Origin of the sequence: Aliamphritea hakodatensis (assembly GCF_024347195.1) — a bacterium.
GTDB classification, from domain to species: domain Bacteria; phylum Pseudomonadota; class Gammaproteobacteria; order Pseudomonadales; family Balneatricaceae; genus Amphritea; species Amphritea hakodatensis.
This window is the reverse complement of the sequence record NZ_AP025281.1, coordinates 4122308-4142884: the sequence shown is the minus strand read 5'-3', so window position 1 is coordinate 4142884 and position 20577 is coordinate 4122308. Positions and strand designations below refer to the sequence as shown.

Genomic DNA, 20577 nt, shown 5'->3' with positions numbered 1-20577 from the left:
CTATGGCTAGCATCGACAGATACATAAATAGCAGAAGGGGATAGGTGCTATTTAGACATCAGCTCACGATGTCAGTTAATTGTTCACTGGTATCGCGCTGTCGCTCAACGGTGAGTTTCGCGTACCGCATGCTGGATGTGTAATGCTGATGTGCCAGTTGAGCCTGTACATCGTTCAGTGAAAATCCCGCTGATACAAGGTTGCTAGCGACCGAGTGTCGAAGCGTATGGAAGACAATGTTCTCAATATCTTTAATACCGGCGCGTAACAGTATCTGTCGGTAAGCTACCCGGCAATCAGTCAGTGGTTTTCCTGGTTTACGACCTGCAAAGATGTAGGGGTTACCGGGCTTCTTTGGCAGGTTTGTCAGGATGCTAATGGCTAAGTCTGACAGATAGACAACGCGGCTTTTGCCGTTTTTTGTACGCGGGATAAATAACGTTCGCTCGTCGATATCTAAGTGCTCATACTTAGCTAGCCGCATTTCGCTGTTACGGGTACCGGAGAGTGCTAGCATGGCGATAAATGCACCAATGTATGGGTTACGTTTATAGGCGAGAGCTTCGCGAATCAGCGCCTTCATCTCTCCTGCATCCAGAAAGCGGGTGCGTACGTTATCTTCTTTTAGTAGCTTGATCTTCATGGCCTCATTCACCGGTACAATATCAAAGCGTACCGCGAATTGCCCCATGGTTTTCAGTACGGCTAGTACACGGTTACAGGTTGCATTGGCGTAAGCCGGACGATCTTTAGTTGGTTCATTCAGTTTTAGTTGAATCAGCTGAACATGTGTGGCTTTGAGGTCAGTATATTTCAAGTGGCCAACCAGTGGTTCAATATGCAGCTTGAAACGTTCAATATCTGACTTCCAGGTCTTCTTGTGCTTCTTCTGTAGGGGTAAAAAAGTGTGCCAGAAGAATTCGCTTACGGTCGGTATTTGCTGCTGTACTTCCTGTTCACCTTTAGGATCTCGACCTTCAGCCAGCATGGCTCTATAGCTGCGAACGGCTTTTCGTGCTGCAGCAACATCGATATCAGGAAAGCGGCCAAGATTGATGCTGCGTTTACGGCCATTAAAGGTATAGCGCAGCAGGAAGCGCTTATTACCGGATTTACCGGAAAGACATTTAAGCCCGGTTAACTCAGTATCTGTAACTTCAAGTTCAGTGGATGAAGATGCTTTATCGTTGGCGGGTAAAGACCGAATACGGTCGTTGGTGAATTTGAATTTCTTGTTCATAAAACCTCCGGAATTAGATATCCGAAGGTTTTATATATGACTAAAAAGTGTGTAGTTACAGGTTGGGTTACACGACCATCCTATGCCAGAAGCGGTTATTAACGCCTAATATTAGATGTATCATTGATGATTTTTCGTATTTTATTAATCGAAATCTAATTCAGTCACTGTATTAGATATATCTTGGCCAATAGTTATTGCTTTATTGACAAGCTCCTCCTTTGGGGAAGTGATTTGTTGTTTATTCTGGTTTAATTTTAAGTGTTTCAATAAATGCTTGTGTCTTATGCTGTGGTCTGAAAATATTGTACCCCATGGTTTTACATACATACGAAAGTTATCGGTGTTAAGTAATAACCCGGGCTCTCCATGAGGCTTCATAGAATTTAATTGGCCTTGCATAATAGCTTTAGCATTAGGGTCGTCTGTAATTTTTCTACCAGTTAAAATAAAGTCCCATTTATGCTTCCCATCATTAAAAAGCGGACTGCTAGAAATAACACTATAGTAATTTTGAATTTGGGTGTAGTGCTTATCCTTTAGAGTGTCCGAAGGACGCTTTAGTTCAACAACGAGACAGCGATAGTATTCATTTCCAATCTCATCTACTTCAATAGTTCTTCTTATTGAAAAGATATCCATTTCTTTGTTTTTGTGCTTATTGGTTAGACTTCCTTTTTGGTAGTAATTTTCATTTCCATGAATTTTAAGTAACTCACATAATGCAGCCTCAAAGTCAGGTTCTTCAGCTGTCAGTAAGTGGTATTGCTCACCAAATAGCCAAAGATTATTCTCTACGATAGACTGGATTTCACCAACTTCCTTTGTTTCTTTTGTATAATCTTCATTTAATGAGTTGATTATTTGAAGTACATATTGTCTTTGTTTTATTTCATCTATCGCTTTAGTAATATTACTTAAAGTAGTTACTTTAAGTATTTTAGCTAACTGCCTCTCTTCTTCTCTGCTTAGAGAAATAACCCCATTTAATACATCAAAAAGATCATCGTTTGGGTTTAAGGTTATCCTGTCAAGAAGCTTAATAAGTATCTTTTTTTGAGTTTTATTTAGGCCTGAAGAAAATATTTTTGGGTCGGCACTGTAAAGAACTTTAATCGTATCTTTTAGGGATTCATGCTTCCAACCTCGTAACGCAACAGAGTCATCTGAGTGTTCAGGAAAAATTCCTTCGCTTTCGTATTCCTCAATAAGCTTGTCGGCTGCTTTGTTTCTGAATTCAAGTAATAGATCTTTTAGTTTGTCACGTACAAAACGCTTAATATGTTTATACTCGTCCGAATCAATATTTTGTGGAGAGCTAATCATGTCATTATGATTAGCATCAAAGTTATTAAAAAATGACGATGATACATAAGAACTAGTATAAAACCCGGTTTTCAAATTTACCTTGGATAATTCTTTATGACAGACTTTATTTTGAGAGTCGGTAAAATAAATGTAAGAGTTTTCTTTTGGTTTTTCTTTCCAAATAACTACTTTAACTTCGAAATCAAACTCGCCAATTTTATTTGAGTAAGTTTTGTTAACGTGTTCGAGAACTTCTAGACGTTCATTGTTTACGTAAATATTGTTTTTATTATTAGCTACTAATAGCCAAGAAAATTCTTTTTGAATAGTTGGTATAACCGAGTTTTCAATAAAGCTTCGACTGAAGCTTTTCTCATGCATGCCTATAAACTCGATGTTAGTTCCAGTGTTTTGGGGTTGAAAAAAATCCCTTTTATGATTTACTTCGTAGTTGTTTAGGCTGTCTGAGCCAATTGAAATAGAACAAGAGCTATTTGTGCTAACGCTGTCCCATATTGCTTTACTTGAAATTTTATGGAAAGAGAATCTGCCTAAGCCTTTTTGCCCTTTAATTGTTGGCGATGAGTTTTTTTTCTTAGGTGAGTCTTTATATTTTCCAAAGGTGGCTTCATGATGCTCTGGGTCAATTCCATCGCCATTATCCGAAATATGTAAACTATCTATTGTTCCTAAGTCATTATCTTCATAGTTTATTTTTACTTCATTTGCATTTGCATCAAATGAATTCCATATATACTCAGAGATAATTTTATCAGTATGGAAATTACTAAATTCATTTTTTACTGAATTTGAGCTTGTTTCAATCGTTTCCAAAACTTCGTCTCCATGAAGAAATTCTATTCCTAAATATCAACTCAAACCATGTTAAGTGAGCTGAGTTGTAAATAATGAATATGCGTGGTTTTATGATGGGATATGCGGATAAGAGTCGCAGCTAAAATCCTAATATTCTGATGAGTTAAAGAAAAAGGCAAGAGAAATTATAAATTATAGATGATAGAGGAAGATATTTAGAAACCAGAATCACCAAAGTGCACTATGTGAATATCTTAGTTATGGTCGTTTAGTATCAATCAGGGGCTTGGAATTCGAGTCTGTTCTTTGTACAAAATTGACCTGAAAGACCGGATTTTTAACCGGGCCTTCGATCGGATCGAAGATGTTGTATTTTCAGATCAATACTCAACTGATACAGGCTGTTTTTGAGATTCGAGGAGTAACGAGGACTTTAATAGGTTTACTTGCGCACATAATCTGCACATGGAAAGACAGGATATGCACCGGAAGCGTAAATTTCAGGCACAAAAAAAGCGGTAGCTGTTAAGCTCCGCTTCTCTGTAGACCCCATGAATAGGGCTTTAATACTTAATCGATGACTTGATTAAGTCGTGGTACCGGTGGGCGGACTTGAACCGCCACGCCCGAAGGCAACGGATTTTGAATCCGTCGTGTATACCAATTTCACCACACCGGCACATATCATTTCGCAACTTACTCAGTCAGTTAATTACCCGAGCATAAGCAAGTGCCCGGTATTATACGAATCCATTGTTAGGCGTCAATCAGCAAACAGAAATAAACTGAAAAAACGCAGGGTTTCAGGTATTTGCCGGTATCGCGTGGGCAAACAATAAGTTGTGTTTGTCCGGTTAGGTTAGCTGTTCTGCAGTTTGGCTGTGCGTTTAAGCAACCGGCTGAATATCTGTTCCAGCAGCCAGATGACAATCAGACTGGCGCCTGTCAGAGGGAAGCAGACCGCGATGACTGACCCGATAATCAGGGCTGTTTTCCAGCGTTTTGCCGGGATTGTCGCGGGTGGATTCAGGCTGGCACCTGCTTTGGCGGGACGTCTTTTCCACCACAGGATGATGCCGCTGATACACAGGAACAGTGTGAGCACACAAATAACGGTGTTGAGTATCAGGTTAGCTGTTCCCCACAGGCCCATATGCAGGGGGATGCCGATCGCCATGGCTTTGGCCATCAGGCTGTAATCTCTGAACTGAATATCCATCAGAAGTTTGCCGCTGTACTGGTCGATGTGCAGCGTGCGGTCATCCAGTGGCGAAATACGGTCTTTGCTCATGGTCGCGGCTACAACAGAATAGACGCCGTTTTCCCCGCGGGGCAGGTTGACCCGGAAGGATGTCATACCGAGCTGCTGTGCGTAGCCGGTGATTGTATCAAGATTAACAGGAGTGCCTGCCGGGGTCGCCTGTGTTCCGGCAGCAGAGCCAGACACTGGTAAAGGAGCCTGTTCCAGATTCCAGGGGATTTCTTCAATAACCCCGGGATTAAGGCTGGCATGGGTTTTTTCAGAGGTCGGAACGCCACCAAAGACGCCGGTGGGGAAGGTGTTCCAGGGTTGGACGATCTTTGCTCCCCAGATGCCCGTCCACGAAAGGCCGGTAATGCTTAAAAACAACAGCGCCAGCGCCAGCCAGGCCCCGGTGCTGATATGCAGTTCTTTCCACAGGGAGCGTCCGTTTTTGCTTAGTTGCGGAATGAACAGTCGGTACCAGTGCTGTTGCTGGCGGGGCCACCACATAAATAGCCCTGTCAGAATGAGAACCAGGGTATAACCGGCTGCCAGTTCGATAAGGGCATCGCCGGTTTCACCCAGTAAAAAGGTTCCGTGTATTTCGTCTGCCAGTGCATAGAGACTGTCGTCTTTGCTGGTGCTGCCCAGTATTTCCCCGGTATACGGATTCACATAGACGTTTCGGTTTTCACCCTCAGCGGTTTTAACCGTGAAGTGGCTACTTTGTTCAGCTGTTTCCGGTAAGCGAAACTGGTTAACCGTAGCCTGTGGATATTCTGTTTTGACGGCCTTCAGCTGACTTTGCCAGCTCAGGTATTCAGATGCGACAGGTTCAACGGTTAGCTGTTTGCTATGCAGGGCCGGCGCGATCAGCGGCTGATACAGCAGCATAATCAGCCCTGTGAGGCTGAGCATAATTATGAAGGGGATGACGTAAAGGCCGGCATACATATGCCAGCGCCAGGCAGTGCGGTAGCGGGCTGGCTGTAAAGATGAAGGCGACATGGTTAGTCCTGTGTAGGGCTCTGAAAGCGCGGCACTTTAGCAACCGGTTAACCGCCCGAAAATGTGACCTGTTGTCGCGTGGCGGTTTGTCGCAGGGAGATTTTTGCCGGTTGTATGCCACTAAAGGTGACATATTTTCATTCTGTGGCTATGGTACTGTCAGTTGGGTGTTTACTTATTTAAGCGCTGGTAATTCATATGGTTACACGTTTTTTACTGTGCATTGTCTGTACTGCTCTGGCGGCCTGTGGCGTTAAGCCCCAGACCGTCAATGAGCTGATTATTCAGAACCGTTCTTCTGAGATTGTTTATGATGTGAAGCTGAAAATACCCAAAACTGGCCGTGTGGTCAGTTGCAGCAGTATCTTATCCGGCAGGGAATGTTCACTGGGCTTTCCTGAACGGGCGTTGCAGGGCAATCTGGCCAACCTGAGTTGGCAGGAGGATGGTGTCGGTTATAGTCGAACATTGTCAGCCGGTAACATTGCTGCCGTTACTGATAAGCCATTGCATGCGGTGGTTGTCATTTTTCCCGGTGGATACCTGCAGGCGGAGCTGCGGTAGCTCAGACTGCAAACGGTTTTGCTGCGGGCTTTATCGCTTAATTACGGTTGTTAAGCTAAGCCTGTGTGCCTTTCAGCGGGCAGGCAGTCCGCATAGCTGGCAGGCGAGCTGTCGGGCCGTTTCAGCAGCTTGCGGTGCGCTGCGGACCTGCGCCGTCACAATTGCACCGTCAACCAGCAGCATGGCCTGTTCGGCAAGCTCGCTGTCGTGCAGTAGTTCTTTCAGACAATCCCGGAACCATTGCTTATGCCGGCAGGCGAACTGATGAACCGGGTGATCTTTGTCGGCAAATTCGGCACTGGCATTAATGAAGTTACAGCCAAAGAAATTGTCGTCTTCAAACCATTCCTGAAGCGCATCAAAAAATGCATGCAGGTGATAACTGTCCTTTTCCTGTGGGTGGGCTTCACGGGATGTCTTAATGGTGGAATCAAACAGTTCTACCAGATTCTGATGACGGTATTCCAGTACCGCCAGAATCAGCAGTTCTTTACTGCGGAAATATTTATACAGGGTCGTTTTGGATATGCCGGATACCGCCATGATGGTATCAATGCCGGTGGCGTGAAAGCCGTGTCTGTTAAACAGCTGTAAGGCTGTTTCGATCAGAAGTTGCTGTTTATCCCTGGCCATTATTGGGTCCGCTGTATTTTTGATGGGCAGAGTGTATGTCAGGCGGGCGCCGGGTGCCAGTGCCTGACTTACCCTGTTGGGGGTATTTATTTTAAATGTGAACAGATCTGTTCAGTTGTGTTATGTTGCTTGCGAACAGATCTGTTCACTAATGGTAAATAGCATATCTTTGGAGGCAACATGACCGGTAATTCTGATGGGGCTCTGACCCGTGGTATTAATCATTTGGGGCTGACCGTGCCGGAGCTGGCGGTAACTGCGGATTTTTTTCAGCGGGTACTTGGCTTCAGCAAAGTGGGCGAGAAGCCGGATTATCCGGCGGTGTTTGTCAGCGATGGCCACACGATGATTACCCTCTGGCAGGCGAAAGCTGAGACGCCGGTCGGCTTTAACCGGCAGCAGAATATCGGTTTGCATCATGTGGCGCTGGCGGTGGCCGATACAGCAGCGCTGGATGCTTTATATGAACGCCTGTTAGAACAGGATAATGTCACGGTTGAGTTTGCCCCTGAAGCGCTGGGGGAAGCACCGTTCCGCCATATGATGTGCCTGATTCCCGGCGGTATCCGGACGGAGTTTATTGCGCCGGCGGGCTGACAACTTCAGCTGTTTGCGCAGGTGAAACGGGAATTAACCGGCTGCTGCTCTCCGGTGGCCGGTTAATTGCAGTATTTCCCTGTCAGAACGCTGAATTATGCTTCATTTTCCGGTAGGATAGCCGTCCTTTTTTCAGTTCCGACAGATCCTACCATGCAGGTTAAAGATTTCCATTTCGAACTCCCTGATGAGTTAATTGCCCGTTATCCCCTCGCTGACCGTACCGCCAGCCGTTTACTTTGTGTTGACGGTAACAGTGCTGAACGGGCGCACCGGCACTTTTATGAAGTGCTGGACCTGCTGAATGAAGGGGATCTGGTGATCTTCAATAATACCCGGGTCATTCCTGCCAGAATGTTCGGCCAGAAAGCCTCCGGCGGTAAAATTGAAGTACTGATCGAACGGGTGCTGGATGAACAGTCTGCACTGGCGCATATCCGTTCCAGCCGTTCGCCGAAAGAAGGGGCCGAACTGACCCTGGAAGGTGGTCTGAAAGCGACTATGGTCGGCCGTCATGATGATCTGTTTGAGCTGCGTTTTGACCTCACTGAAGGCAATCTGATTGAAGCGCTGGAGCAGTTTGGCCATATGCCGCTGCCGCCCTATATGAAACGTGAAGATGAGCTCTCTGACCGGGAGCGCTATCAGACCGTGTATAACGAAAAGCCCGGTGCTGTCGCTGCACCGACAGCCGGTCTGCACTTTGACGATGCCCTGCTGGCCAAACTGGCAGATAAAGGTGTGGAAAAAGCCTTTGTGACCTTGCACGTGGGGGCGGGGACGTTCCGCCCGGTGAAGGTCGATACCATTGCCGAGCATAAGATGCATGCGGAGTATATCGAAGTCTCTGAAGAGGTTTGTGCGGCGGTAAAAGCGGCTAAGGCCCGCGGTAACCGTGTGGTGGCGATCGGCACTACCAGTGTGCGCTGTCTGGAAACGGCCAGCCGTGACGGTGAGATCGCGCCGTATTTTGGTGATACCGATATCTTTATTTTTCCGGGCTATGAATTCAAAACGGTTGATGTTCTGGTGACGAACTTCCATTTGCCGGAATCGACCCTGCTGATGCTGGTGTCAGCTTTTGCCGGTTATGACAACATGATGGCTGCATACCATGAAGCGGTTGCGGAGAAATACCGTTTCTTCAGTTATGGCGATGCGATGTTCCTGCAGCGTCAGGATAAAAGTGTGGCACAGGGGTGAAACTGTTTGTGGCTGAAGTAATCAAAGCCATTTAACCGTGCGCCATATGCTTTAACCCGGGCACCGGCAACTGTATTTCAGCCGGTACCTTGTGATTGATAATAATGCCCTTATATCTAAGGGAAGTTTGCCGGGACGATGAAGTTTCCCGGCTCAATATACCGATTAGGAATTGCTGTGAGCAGAGAATGTTTTATGAAGTTTGAATGTCTGGCGACTGAGGGCAAAGCCCGTCGCGGACGTCTGAGCTTTCCCCGTGGTGATGTTGAAACCCCAGCCTTTATGCCGGTGGGTACCTATGGCACGGTAAAGGGCATGCTGCCGCGGGACATTGAAGCCACCGGGGCACAGATTATTCTTGGTAATACTTTCCATCTGATGCTGCGTCCGGGCACGGAGATCATCAAACAGCACGGTGACCTGCACGACTTCACCAACTGGAAAGGTCCGATCCTGACCGACTCCGGCGGTTTCCAGGTGTTTAGCCTGGGCGCAATGCGCAAAATTACCGAAGCGGGTGTGACTTTCCAGTCGCCGGTAGACGGTTCCAAGGTGTTCATGGGCCCTGAAGAATCCATGCAGGTGCAGAAAGATCTCGGTTCAGACATCGTGATGATTTTTGACGAATGTACGCCGTATCCGGCCACTGAAATGCAGGCGGCTGAATCCATGCGTCTGTCACTGCGCTGGGCGAAACGTTCTAAGGATGCTCACGGCGATAATCCGTCAGCTCTGTTCGGCATTATTCAGGGCGGTATGTACCCGCATCTGCGTGATGAGTCTCTGGAAGGGCTGAACGAAATTGAATTCGATGGTTATGCCATCGGCGGTTTGTCGGTCGGCGAGCCGAAAGACGAAATGGAAAAAGTGCTCGACCATCTGGCCTGGAAAATGCCGGCAGACAAGCCCCGTTATCTGATGGGGGTTGGCCGTCCGGAAGATCTGGTGGAAGGTGTGCGTCGCGGTGTGGATATGTTCGACTGTGTGATGCCAACCCGTAACGCCCGTAACGGTTATCTGTTTACCCGTACCGGTATTGTGAAGCTGCGTAATGCGGCGAATAAAACCAATACCGCGCCGCTGGATGAAGAATGTTCCTGCTACACCTGCCAGAACTTTAGCCGCGCCTATCTGCACCATCTGGATAAGTGTAAAGAGATCCTGGGCTCGCAGCTGAATACCATCCATAACCTGCATTACTATCAGGAACTTATGGCCGGTTTGCGAAAGGCTATAGAAGAAGGTAAATTGAGCGACTTTGTCGATGAGTTCTACCGGTTGCGGGGGCTGGAAACACCGCCACTGGCCGATACAGAATCAGCTAATAATGTTTAATAAATCAGTAACTAGGAGAAGCCAATGAGCTTTTTTATCTCACCAGCATACGCTGAAGGCGCAGCCCCGGGCGGTATGGATCCAAGCATGTTCAACCTCATCTTCCTGGTGGGCTTTGGTCTGATTTTCTACTTCTTCATGTGGCGCCCACAGGCAAAGCGTGCGAAGGACCATAAAGCACTGCTGTCTGGCCTGAGCAAAGGTGATGAAGTCATCACCGCCGGCGGCATCCTGGGTAAGGTTGTGCGTCTGAATGATGATTACGTTGTTCTGGAAGTGTCCGGTGAAACCGAACTGACTTTCCAGAAAACCCACGTAAGTGCGGCGCTGCCAAAAGGCACAATTAAAGAAATCTAGTCGTTCACAGCAACGCCATTACTGACCGGTAATGGCGTTTTCGATTACAGAAGGCAAGGGCAGTATGCTCAATAAATATCCGTTATGGAAAAACGCGCTGATCGTTCTGATATTGCTTATCGGTGGTCTGTATGCAGCGCCGAACTTATATCCTGATGATTATGCGGTACAGATTTCCGGCAGCCGTGCCGCCTATACCGTCGATCAGCAAATGCTGAACCGCGTGACCAAACAGCTGCAGGCCGAAGGACTGGTGTCCAAGGAAAGTGAGCTGAATGGCACCAGCGGTCTGATACGTTTCTCCGACAGCACCACTCAGTTGGAAGCAAAAGAAACGGTAAGCCGTATTCTTGGTGATAACTACGTGGTTGCCCTGAACCTGGCACCGACTACCCCTGAATGGCTGACCTCCGTTGGCGCGGGCCCGATGAAACTGGGTCTTGATCTGCGCGGCGGTGTGCACTTCCTGCTTGAAGTGGACATGGCACAGGCGGTTGCTCAGCGGCTTGACGTATATGTGGGCGAAATTAAGGCCAAGCTGCGGGCTGAAAAGTTGCGTTACCGGTCAGTTGTACACCGTGAAGACGGTAGCCTGGAGCTGAAGTTCTCCAAGGCTGATGTCCGTGACGAAGCCAGCCAGTTGCTGAAACAGGATTACACAGAATTCTTGCTCACCGATGAAGATGCCGACGACGCGTATTACGTGGTTGTCAGCCTGCTGGAAAGCAAGGTTCGCGAAATTGAAGACTATGCAATCAAGCAAAACCTGACCACCCTGCGTAACCGGGTGAACGAGCTGGGGGTGGCTGAGCCACTGGTGCAGCGTCAGGGCCGTAACCGTATCGTTGTTCAGCTGCCGGGTATTCAGGATGCCGCAGCGGCGAAACGGATCATCGGTAAAACGGCGAATCTGGAATTCCGTTTAGAAGCGAAGACTGATGCCTCAAGTGCATCAACCGAAACCTACACCTTCCGGGATTCATCACGTCGGGCGACGCTTGAGAAAGACATCATCATCACCGGCTCCAGCGTCTCCAACGCGCAGTCAACCTTTGATGAAAACGGTCAGCCACAGGTATCCATTACGCTGGATTCCAAAGGCGGTGAGCTGATGAACCGGACTACCCGTAACGCAGTTAAGCGCCGTATGGCGGTACTCTTTGTTGAGCATAAGAGCCGCAATCTGGTGAAGACGGTTGACGGTGAACAGGTTACCGAACGTGTACCCTACGTTGAGAAACACATTATTTCTCTGGCGACCATTCAGAGCATTCTGGGCTCCAGCTTCCGGATTACCGGACTGGACGGGGCCGGTGAAGCTTCTGAACTGGCACTGCTGCTCCGTGCCGGTGCGCTGGCGGCGCCAATCTACTTTGTAGAAGAACGTACCGTCGGTCCTAGCCTGGGTGAACAGAACATTGAACTGGGTATTACCTCCGTTCAGATCGGTTTCGCGCTGGTACTGCTGTTCATGCTGGTGTACTACCGGGTGTTCGGTTTGCTGGCAAACGTTGCCCTGACACTGAACCTGGTATTGCTGCTCGCAGTGATGTCCATTATGTCAGCCACGCTGACGTTGCCGGGTATTGCCGGTATCGTACTGACGGTAGGTATGGCGGTGGATGCCAACGTGCTTATATTCTCGCGAATAAAAGAGGAGCTGGCCAACGGGCTGCCTCCGCAGTCGGCCATTAATGCCGGTTTTGAGCGTGCATTTACCACTATTTTTGATGCCAACATCACTACCTTACTGGCGGCGGTTATCCTGTTTGCCATGGGTACCGGTCCGGTTAAGGGCTTCGCGATCACCCTTTCTGTGGGTATCGTAACCTCGATGTTTACCGCCATCATGGTGACCCGTGCGTTAGTGAATTTAACCTACGGCGGTCGTACGCTGAACAAGCTGTCGATCTGACCCGGGGGATAACATGGCAAGTGAAAAAAACTTTAACTTTATGGGCCTGCGCAAGATTGCAGCGGGCCTGTCGATTGTCGTACTGCTGATCTCTGTTGCTTCACTGGCTATGAATGGCCTGAAGTTTGGTCTGGACTTTACCGGTGGCTCACTGGTGGAAGTGGGCTATGAACAGTCTCCTGATCTGAATGAGATCCGTGGCAAGTTGCAGAGTGCGGGCTATGAAGACGCGGTGGTTCAGACTTTCGGTTCGCCGGTGGATATTCTGATCCGTCTGGGACAAAGCCACGACCCTAAATTAGGGGATCAGGTATTGTCGGTACTGGAGACAGGTGAAGATCAGGAACTGACCCTGCGCCGTAACGAATACGTGGGTGCACAGGTCGGTGAAGAGTTGCGTGAGCAGGGCGGTTTAGGCCTGTTGTTGGCGCTGTTCATGGTCATGGTGTACGTTGCCTTCCGCTTCCAGCTGAAATTCTCAGTGGGGGCGGTCGCGGCGCTGGCGCATGACGTGCTGATTGTGCTTGGGGTCTTCTCGCTGTTTAAGCTGGATTTCGACCTGACAGTACTGGCAGCTTTGCTGGCGGTAATCGGTTACTCTCTGAACGATACTATCGTGGTATCTGACCGTATCCGGGAAAATTTCCGGATGGTACGTAAGGCGACGCCGGTGGAGATTATGAATATCTCCCTGAACCAGACTCTGGGGCGGACGATTGTTACCTCCTTAACCACCTTACTGGTGCTGACTGCGCTGGCGGTGTTCGGCGGTGAACTGATCCACGGCTTTGCGATTGCACTGCTGATCGGTGTGCTGGTGGGTACTTACTCATCCATCTATGTAGCCGCAAACGTGCTGCTGGCCATGGGCGTCTGTAAAGAAGACCTCATGCCGCCGGAAAAAGAAGACGAAGAAGTGGACGAGCGGCCATAGGCTGCCCGCTGACTGTTAACTGCAAACCGGCCATCTTTGGCCGGTTTTGTTTTTCTGTTGCAAAGTAACACGTCGTTCATACCTGATCGGTGTTATATTGATATGCAGACAAAATTACCTAAAGACTTGTAATGCCTAAAAAAGAATTGCCGGAAGCCGGCGTGGCGGTCGACCCGCACGCTGCCCGAGAAGCGGATAAATATGAACGGCCAATTGCCAGCCGTGAACTGATAATGGAAACCCTGAATGAACAGGGTGAGCCTCTGACACGCTGGCAGCTGGAAAGCCTGCTGGACATTCAGGATGAAGATGCCTCCGAAGCCCTGCGCCGCCGTTTGCGGGCCATGGAACGGGACGGTCAACTGATGCGTAACCGTAAGGCCCAGTATGTATTACTGAGTAAGCTGGACCTGATTGGCGGCCGTATTCAGGGGCACCGGGACGGTTTTGGCTTCCTGATTCCCGATGAAGGCAATGATGATATTTTCCTCAGCGCACGTGAAATGCGCCAGGTGTTTGATGGTGACCGGGCACTGGTCCGGGTGGGCGGTGAAGACCGTAAAGGCCGTAAAGAAGGGGCCATCGTTGAAGTACTGGAGCGCAATACCCATAAACTGGTGGGCCGCTATCAGGGCAATGGCAGCTTTGGCTACATGGTGCCGGAAAATCAGCGCATTACTCAGGATATCCAGATCGTCCCGAATGAAGAGACACCGCTGGATTACCGTGACGGTCAGTTAGTGGTTGCTGAGCTGGTCATGCCGCCGGGTAAGCGTAACAAGCCTACCGGCCGGGTGGTGGAAGTACTGGGTGACCATATGGCTCCGGGTATGGAAATTACCGTCGCGATTCACAACTATGACATTCCCGATCAGTGGAATGACGATGTCCGCCAGGCCACGGCTGAACTGAGTGCCGAGGTTGAAGAATCTGCCAAGACTAACCGTATCGACCTGCGACACCTGCCGCTGGTCACCATCGACGGCGAAGATGCCAAAGACTTTGATGATGCGGTTTACTGTGAGAAGAAGAAATCCGGTGGCTGGCGTTTGTGGGTCGCGATTGCAGATGTTTCCTGGTATGTCCGGCCTGATTCTCCGCTGGATGTCGAAGCCCATAAGCGCGGCAACTCTGTGTACTTCCCGGAGTTTGTGGTACCGATGCTGCCAGAGCTGTTATCGAACGGCCTGTGCTCGCTGAATCCTCATGTTGACCGTCTGGCGATGGTCTGTGAAATGACCATCAGCGCCACCGGTAACCTCAGTGGCTATAAGTTCTATGAAGCGGTTATCCAGTCCCATGCCCGCCTGACCTATACAAAAGTTGGCGCGATGCTGCAGGAAGCGGACAGCGATAACGGTAAGGCCCTGCGCGAAGAATACGCCAGTGTCGTGCCGCATCTGGAAGACCTGTACGGTCTGTATCACGGCCTGCGTAAAGCCCGTGAAGTGCGCGGTGCAATTGACTTTGAAACCACTGAAACCCGTATTCTGTTCAGTGATGAGCGCAAGATCGAAAAGATCATTCCGGTGGTACGCAACGATGCCCACAAGATCATTGAAGAATGTATGCTCTGTGCCAACGTGGCCTCAGCCCGCTTACTGCGTAAGCTGAAGCAGCCGGCCCTGTATCGGGTGCATGACGGCCCGAAAGAAGCACGGATTGAAGCTTTGCGCAGCTATCTTGGTCCGCTGGGGCTGATGCTGGGCGGCGGTGATGAACCGACTCCGGCAGACTATCAGGCGCTGACTGAAGCACTGGAAGGGCGTGCTGATAAGCATGTTATCCAGATTATGATGCTGCGTTCCATGTCGCAGGCGGTTTACAGTCCGGAAGAAAAAGGCCATTTCGGCCTGAATTATCCGGCCTATACCCACTTTACCTCGCCAATCCGCCGTTACCCGGATTTGCTGGTGCACCGGACCATCAGAGCGCTGATTCATACCGGCAACGACAGCAAGCAACTGGGCCGCTGTGACGGCTTTGAACCGAACGCTGCCTTCAAGCACCAGTACACCCTGGAACAGGTGCTGGAGCTGGGTGAGCACTGTTCGATGACCGAGCGGCGTGCGGACGATGCCACTCGGGACGTGATGTCCTGGCTGAAGTGTGAATATATGCAGGATCAGGTTGGCGGTGTGTTCGACGGTGTGGTGTCAGCGGTCACCGGCTTTGGTCTGTTTGTTGAGCTGGAAGAAGCCTATGTGGAAGGCCTGATTCATATTTCTGCACTGCCGGGGGACTATTATCACTACGATGCTGCCCGTCAGTGTCTGAAAGGGGAGCGCAGTGGCAAGGGCTTCCGTCTGGGCGATAAGTTACGGGTACAGGTAGTCCGGGTTGATCTGGACGAGCGGAAGATTGATTTTGAACTGCGTGAAACCCTGGAGACCGCCCGCAGTATGCGGCCGGATGCTAAGCCGGGTAAGAAGAAACGCAGCCAGCGTGAGCTGCTCCGTGACGGTGATATCACGCTGGCAAAGCTGGCGGATAAAAAGCGTCATAAGCGGGCCCATCCGGGGGCTGTGCAGGTCCGGGAAGAGCGGGCTGTTGCTCAGACGGAAGAGGCCGTAACGGCCTGGCCGTCTGACACCGCTGCCCGTACCGATCAGGAAGCCAAAGCGCCGCGTAAGCGTCCGGCTAAAAAGCCGGCTGCGAATCCGGACGTGCCGGCGGTGAAGCCTAAGAAGAAATCAGTCCGGGCGTCGCTGAGCAAGGCCGAGCAGGAAATGATGACGCTGTCGAAAAAACAGTCGAAAGGGTTAAGTAACCGGGCGAAAAAACGTAAGTTGAAAAAGCTGCGTCAGAAGGCCGCTAAGTAACGCTGAATGCTGGCACAGGCAGTGAAAATCTGCCTGTGTGCGACGCAAAGTGATTGATTTTATTAGCAGACTTGACTCCCGGCTTAGAAACAGGCAGTTTTTGTTGAATGCCTGTTTAAAAATTGTGGTTAATCAGGCCAGAGAATAATAAAAAAGCAAAGCGAGTTACCTATTCATGCCTAAAGTCGGAATGCCTGCCATCAGAAAGCCCCAGTTAATTGACGCAACCATGGAAGCGATTAACGAGGTCGGGCTGCAGAAGGCCAGTGTTGCGATGATCAGCCGCCATGCGGGTGTGTCTCCGGCGATTATTAATCATTATTTCGGCGGTAAAAACAGCCTGCTTGAAGCGACGATGCGATCGGTGCTTCAACAGCTTTCTGAAGGCGTACGCCAGCGGCTGGATGAAACCGATGCCGATGATGTGATCGCCCGGGTTAAGGCCATTGTTGGCGGTAACTTTGACCCCCGACAGCTGGATTCCAAAGTGGTTAAAACCTGGCTCGCATTCTGGTCACAGGCGATGCATGAGCCGTCTCTGTACCGTTTACAGCGGGTCAATGAACAGCGTCTGTTGTCACATCTCAAGCATGAACTGAAACGGGTATTGCCCAAAGAGCAGGCGGTCTTTGTCGCGCAAAGTATTGCGGCGCTGATCGACGGTATCTGGCTCCGTGGCGCGCTGGCACCTTCCGGTATTGACGGTGATCTGGCGCAGCGAATCATTACTGATTACCTTGAACGTCAGCTGCCACCGGAAGTACTCAAAAAGTATTCCTGATCGCCTTTATGCCTGCTGTAACCATTCTATAAACTGCTGGCAAATATCCGGCTGGCGCGGTGTCGGTGTCGCGCTGATAAAATACCCTCCCTTTGAACTCAGGCTGAAATCCTTCAGCCCGGTGAGTACGCCTGACTCTATCAGCTCATCCACCAGTGTGCCCCACCCGATGCCCACGCCCTGACCGGCAATGGCTGCCTGAATCAGCAAGGTGTAATTGTTGAACGTCAGTACCGGTTCTCCCGGCTGAACCTGACTGCGCCGGCCGCTGAAAAATCCCGGCCAGTCCATCCAGCCTTCCCCGGCATCCGCACCGAGCTTCAGCAGTGGCAGGCTGGCGAGTTTTTTATGGCTGGTGACCGGGCCGTGTTTGGTCAGAAAGCCGGGGCTGCATACCGGAAATACCTCTTCAGCAAACAGTGGGATGCTGTCAGCGGAAGGCTGGCTGACAAAGCGGATGGCGACGTCGGCATCCTGACTGCGTACCTCATGACTGCCCTGAGAGGTGATGATCCTCACCTCGGTGTCCGGGTGTAATTCCCGGAAGGCCGGTAACCGGGGTAATAGCCAGTAAGCGGCAAATGCAAAGTCGGTGGCGACATTTATATGGGGATGACGCTCCGCGCTCTGCAACTTTTCGATCCGCCCGGCGATGCTGTTAAAGCCTTTCTGGCAGACCTCAAACAGCTGCTCGCCGGCGTCGGTCAGTTCAACCCCCCGGTAGATTCTGCGGAACAGCTGTAACCCCAGTTGTGCTTCCAGACCGCGCATTAGCTGGCTTACTGCTGATTGAGTGGAGCTGAGTTCCCGGGCGGCGGCTGTGAAGCTTAAGTGTCGTGCTGCAGCTTCAAAGACAAGCAGGCTCTGCGGTGACGGTAACCTATCCTTTAATAACATAAGTTCAGCTTACTTTAGTGATTAGTTTTCAGTGAGTTTACAGCGTCGGCAGAAATAATAAATACTCGCTGTATCCACGTTGTTATGTAAAAGCGGGTTAATTGTACGCCAAACCACTGCCCGGTGGGCGTAATCAGAATAAGTATAAATGACTAGAGATATTAGTCTGGAGAATGTTATGAGTGATGCTGCCAAGCAACCCAATATTCTGTTCATCATGGCGGATCAGATGGCCGCGCCGGTGCTGAAAACCTATGGTGGTAAGACTGCCAAAACCCCTAATCTGGATAAAATGGCGGCTGCCGGTGTGGTGTTTGAATCCGCCTACTGTAACAGCCCGCTGTGTGCGCCGAGCCGCTATGTGCTGATGAGCGGTCAGTTACCGAGCAAGATAGGTGCCTGGGATAATGCAGCAGAATTCCCCGCGGATATCCCGACCTTCGCCCATTATCTGCGTCATGCAGGTTATCAGACCGCACTGTCCGGCAAGATGCATTTCTGTGGCCCGGATCAGCTGCACGGTTTTGAGGAACGTCTGACCACGGATATTTACCCGGCTGACTACGGTTGGTTCCCGGACTGGGAAAACTTCGATAAGCGTCCTACCTGGTACCACAACATGTCATCTGTGACCCAGGCAGGTCCGACGGTACGGACTAACCAACTGGATTTTGACGATGAAGTGGTATTCCACGCCAAGCGTTACCTGTTTGAGCGCGCCCGTAATCCGCAAGAGCGGCCATTCTGCCTGACAGTTTCCATGACCCATCCCCACGATCCGTACGCGATTCCCGAAGAATACTGGAACCGTTACAGCGAGGAAGACATTGAGCTGCCGTCTTTCGAACTGGCTGACGACGAACAGGACCCGCATTCCAAGCGTTTGCTGCACGTCTATCAGATGGACCGTAAGAACATTACCGATCAGCAGATCCGCAATGCCCGCCGTGCCTATTACGGTGCCTGCAGCTATGTGGATGATCAGATCGGTGACCTGCTGAAAGCGCTGGAAGACTCCGGTATGGCGGACGACACCATTGTGGTGTTCTCCGGTGATCACGGTGACATGCTGGGTGAGCGTGGCTTGTGGTACAAGATGAGCTATTTCGAATGGTCTGCCCGGGTGCCGATGCTGGTGTACGCGCCGAAGCATTTCAGCCCGCAGCGGGTGAAAGAATCTGTCTCCACCATGGATTTATTGCCGACCTTTGCCGAACTGGCCAACGGTGGGCAGGCACCTGAATACGCTATGCCAATCGATGGCCGCAGCCTGATGCCACACCTGACGGGTAACGGCGAAGCGCATGATGAAGTGATCGGTGAATACATGGGCGAAGGTGTTGTTGCGCCAATGTTCATGATCCGCCGGGGGGCTTACAAATACATCTGTTCTGGGCCGGACCCTGATCAGCTGTTTAATCTGGAAACTGATCCGCAGGAACGTATCAACCTGGCGGAGCTGGAAGCACATGCTGAGCTGCTGGCGTCATTCCGGGCGGAAGCCGCGGAGCGCTGGGACAGTGATGCAATTACCCGGGATGTCATCATCAGCCAGAAACGTCGTCGTCTGGTGGCTGAAGCTCACAAACAGGGTAAAGAACCTATCTGGGATCATCAGCCAATTTTTGATTCCAGCACCATGTATATGCGCAATAACGTTGATCTGGATGATCTGGAAGCGAAAGCCCGTTTCCCGCGTATTGCTGACAAAGCATCGTAACGGCGTTTTATCGGGGGCGGACAGTTATGTGGCTGTTCGCCGGTCATTTCTGTGAATAACAATAAGTAAGTGAAATATGAAAACGACTACATCTTTACTGTTTGGTGCGGCATTAATGAGTGCCGGTGTCGCACAGGCCAGCGATCCTGAAGCGTGTCAGACCGTACGGTTTACTGATCCGGGCTGGACTGATATTAACTCCACCAATGCGCTGGCGAGCACCGTATTGCAGGGGTTGGGATACAGTACCGAGATCAGCACGCTGGCGGTACCGATCGGTTTTGAAGGCCTGAAGAGCAATGAGATTGATGTGTTTCTGGGCAACTGGATGCCAGCACAGCAGCAATTCATTGATAAGTACGCTACCCCCGGTGATATCGATGTGGTGGGCACTAACCTGAACGGTGCCAAGTTTACGCTGGCAGTACCGGAGTACGTGTACAACGCGGGTATTCATGACTTTGCTGACCTGATTAAGGCAGAGGACAAGTTCCGTAAACGTATCTATGGCATTGAAGCCGGTGCGCCGGCCAACCAGTTATTGCAGAAAATGATCGACAGTGGTGATTTTGGTCTGCAGAAATGGCGTCTGGTTGAGTCCGGAGAGCAGGGCGTGATGAGCCAGGTGAAACGCAGCGTCAAACGTGATGAGTTCATTGCTTTTCTGGCCTGGGAGCCGCATCCGATGAACACCAATTTTGATCTGAAATATCTCACTGGCGGTGATAAGTATTTCGGTGCCAACTTTGGTGGTGCTACGATTCAGACCCTGACCCGTAAAGGCTACCGTGAAGCCTGCCCGAATGTTGGCCGTTTGCTGGATAATCTGAAGTTCACCCTGACCATGGAAAACCAGATGATGGGACACATTCTGGATGATGCTCAGCAACCTGCCGATGCAGCTAAACAGTGGCTGCAAAAGAATCCACAGGTGCTTAACAGCTGGTTGGAAGGCGTGACGGATTTACAGGGCAACTCCGGTCTTGAAGCGGTGCAGCAGCACCTGGCCATCAAGTAATACTTTACCCTTGCGAGCCACCGTTAACGGTGGCTGCTTTAACCGGCCGGAGTGCCGGTTTTTTTGTATCTGCCCGCAGTGGATATTCATGCTTTGGTGGGGGGGGTGCTCTTTTCGGGGGTGAAAATACCCGAAATGGTTGGTTATATGCATTAAACTGGCCGGCTCCACTTGTTTCGGGGGAGG

General features: G+C 50.3%; 16 protein-coding genes and 1 tRNA gene. 11 read left to right on the top strand and 6 right to left on the bottom strand.

The genetic code is table 11. The annotated features are described in order from the left end of the window. Window positions 1-58: 58 nt before the first annotated feature. The 4 genes from PCI15_RS18995 to PCI15_RS18980 form a co-directional block, all read right to left on the bottom strand. A complete protein-coding gene (locus PCI15_RS18995) occupies window positions 59-1240 on the bottom strand; it encodes a tyrosine-type recombinase/integrase (protein ID WP_271271479.1) in 1182 nt (393 codons plus the stop codon). A 144-nt stretch (window positions 1241-1384) separates the two neighbouring features. Further along, the gene (locus tag PCI15_RS18990; RefSeq protein WP_271271478.1) at window positions 1385-3382 is read right to left on the bottom strand and encodes an ATP-binding protein; all 1998 of its coding nucleotides are present in this window, start codon (window positions 3380-3382) and stop codon (window positions 1385-1387) included. Between the two features lie 576 nt (window positions 3383-3958). Next, window positions 3959-4043, bottom strand: a tRNA-Leu gene (locus tag PCI15_RS18985). A gap of 180 nt (window positions 4044-4223) precedes the next feature. Beyond that, entirely contained in the window at window positions 4224-5615 is a 1392-nt protein-coding gene (locus tag PCI15_RS18980; RefSeq protein WP_271271477.1) for a PepSY-associated TM helix domain-containing protein, read from the bottom strand. 198 nt (window positions 5616-5813) lie between these two features. Between PCI15_RS18980 and PCI15_RS18975 the strand changes: the two genes are divergently transcribed. Next, a complete protein-coding gene (locus PCI15_RS18975; protein WP_271271476.1) occupies window positions 5814-6179 on the top strand; it encodes a hypothetical protein in 366 nt (121 codons plus the stop codon). Window positions 6180-6251: 72 nt separating this feature from the next. Here the strand turns inward: PCI15_RS18975 and PCI15_RS18970 are convergent, their stop codons facing one another. Next, window positions 6252-6812 (bottom strand): TetR/AcrR family transcriptional regulator, encoded by a 561-nt coding sequence (locus tag PCI15_RS18970; RefSeq protein WP_271271475.1) that lies wholly within the window; start codon window positions 6810-6812, stop codon window positions 6252-6254. Window positions 6813-6992: 180 nt separating this feature from the next. Between PCI15_RS18970 and PCI15_RS18965 the strand changes: the two genes are divergently transcribed. From PCI15_RS18965 to betI, 8 genes are all read left to right on the top strand, one after another. Next, a complete protein-coding gene (locus PCI15_RS18965) occupies window positions 6993-7409 on the top strand; it encodes a VOC family protein (RefSeq protein ID WP_271271474.1) in 417 nt (138 codons plus the stop codon). A 153-nt stretch (window positions 7410-7562) separates the two neighbouring features. Then, window positions 7563-8612, top strand: coding sequence for a tRNA preQ1(34) S-adenosylmethionine ribosyltransferase-isomerase QueA (queA, locus tag PCI15_RS18960; RefSeq protein WP_271271473.1), 1050 nt, complete (start codon window positions 7563-7565; stop codon window positions 8610-8612). 195 nt (window positions 8613-8807) lie between these two features. Then, window positions 8808-9947 carry a tRNA guanosine(34) transglycosylase Tgt gene (gene tgt / locus PCI15_RS18955; RefSeq protein ID WP_446680446.1) on the top strand — a complete coding sequence of 380 codons (1140 nt, stop codon included), beginning with the start codon at window positions 8808-8810 and terminating at the stop codon, window positions 9945-9947. A gap of 24 nt (window positions 9948-9971) precedes the next feature. Beyond that, window positions 9972-10304 (top strand): preprotein translocase subunit YajC, encoded by a 333-nt coding sequence (gene yajC / locus PCI15_RS18950; protein WP_271271471.1) that lies wholly within the window; start codon window positions 9972-9974, stop codon window positions 10302-10304. A 64-nt stretch (window positions 10305-10368) separates the two neighbouring features. Beyond that, window positions 10369-12219, top strand: a complete 1851-nt coding sequence (gene secD, locus PCI15_RS18945; RefSeq protein ID WP_271271470.1) for a protein translocase subunit SecD — start codon at window positions 10369-10371, stop codon at window positions 12217-12219. A 13-nt stretch (window positions 12220-12232) separates the two neighbouring features. Next, a complete protein-coding gene (gene secF / locus PCI15_RS18940) occupies window positions 12233-13153 on the top strand; it encodes a protein translocase subunit SecF (RefSeq protein ID WP_271271469.1) in 921 nt (306 codons plus the stop codon). Window positions 13154-13284: 131 nt separating this feature from the next. After that, on the top strand, window positions 13285-15975 hold the full coding sequence (gene rnr / locus PCI15_RS18935) for a ribonuclease R (protein ID WP_271271468.1): 2691 nt from the start codon (window positions 13285-13287) through the stop codon (window positions 15973-15975). 175 nt (window positions 15976-16150) lie between these two features. Further along, window positions 16151-16756, top strand: a complete 606-nt coding sequence (gene betI, locus PCI15_RS18930) for a transcriptional regulator BetI (RefSeq protein ID WP_271271467.1) — start codon at window positions 16151-16153, stop codon at window positions 16754-16756. 6 nt (window positions 16757-16762) lie between these two features. Here the strand turns inward: betI and PCI15_RS18925 are convergent, their stop codons facing one another. Further along, window positions 16763-17653, bottom strand: coding sequence for a LysR substrate-binding domain-containing protein (locus PCI15_RS18925; protein WP_271271466.1), 891 nt, complete (start codon window positions 17651-17653; stop codon window positions 16763-16765). Window positions 17654-17801: 148 nt separating this feature from the next. Between PCI15_RS18925 and betC the strand changes: the two genes are divergently transcribed. Beyond that, complete coding sequence (betC, locus tag PCI15_RS18920; protein WP_271271465.1) at window positions 17802-19373, top strand: choline-sulfatase; 1572 nt, start codon at window positions 17802-17804, stop codon at window positions 19371-19373. A gap of 76 nt (window positions 19374-19449) precedes the next feature. Beyond that, entirely contained in the window at window positions 19450-20391 is a 942-nt protein-coding gene (gene choX / locus PCI15_RS18915) for a choline ABC transporter substrate-binding protein (RefSeq protein ID WP_271271464.1), read from the top strand. The last annotated feature ends 186 nt before the right edge of the window (window positions 20392-20577 follow it).

Bases quoted from the DNA above. Each gene is read 5' to 3' on its own strand.
- PCI15_RS18995 (WP_271271479.1), bottom strand. From the start codon at position 1,240: ATGAACAAGAAATTCAAATTCACCAACGACCGTATTCGGTCTTTACCC.
- PCI15_RS18980 (WP_271271477.1), bottom strand. From the start codon at position 5,615: ATGTCGCCTTCATCTTTACAGCCAGCCCGCTACCGCACTGCCTGGCGC.
- PCI15_RS18975 (WP_271271476.1), top strand. From the start codon at position 5,814: ATGGTTACACGTTTTTTACTGTGCATTGTCTGTACTGCTCTGGCGGCC.
- PCI15_RS18970 (WP_271271475.1), bottom strand. From the start codon at position 6,812: ATGGCCAGGGATAAACAGCAACTTCTGATCGAAACAGCCTTACAGCTG.
- PCI15_RS18965 (WP_271271474.1), top strand. From the start codon at position 6,993: ATGACCGGTAATTCTGATGGGGCTCTGACCCGTGGTATTAATCATTTG.
- queA (WP_271271473.1), top strand. From the start codon at position 7,563: ATGCAGGTTAAAGATTTCCATTTCGAACTCCCTGATGAGTTAATTGCC.
- tgt (WP_446680446.1), top strand. From the start codon at position 8,808: ATGAAGTTTGAATGTCTGGCGACTGAGGGCAAAGCCCGTCGCGGACGT.
- yajC (WP_271271471.1), top strand. From the start codon at position 9,972: ATGAGCTTTTTTATCTCACCAGCATACGCTGAAGGCGCAGCCCCGGGC.
- secD (WP_271271470.1), top strand. From the start codon at position 10,369: ATGCTCAATAAATATCCGTTATGGAAAAACGCGCTGATCGTTCTGATA.
- secF (WP_271271469.1), top strand. From the start codon at position 12,233: ATGGCAAGTGAAAAAAACTTTAACTTTATGGGCCTGCGCAAGATTGCA.
- rnr (WP_271271468.1), top strand. From the start codon at position 13,285: ATGCCTAAAAAAGAATTGCCGGAAGCCGGCGTGGCGGTCGACCCGCAC.
- betI (WP_271271467.1), top strand. From the start codon at position 16,151: ATGCCTAAAGTCGGAATGCCTGCCATCAGAAAGCCCCAGTTAATTGAC.
- PCI15_RS18925 (WP_271271466.1), bottom strand. From the start codon at position 17,653: ATGTTATTAAAGGATAGGTTACCGTCACCGCAGAGCCTGCTTGTCTTT.
- betC (WP_271271465.1), top strand. From the start codon at position 17,802: ATGACTAGAGATATTAGTCTGGAGAATGTTATGAGTGATGCTGCCAAG.
- choX (WP_271271464.1), top strand. From the start codon at position 19,450: ATGAAAACGACTACATCTTTACTGTTTGGTGCGGCATTAATGAGTGCC.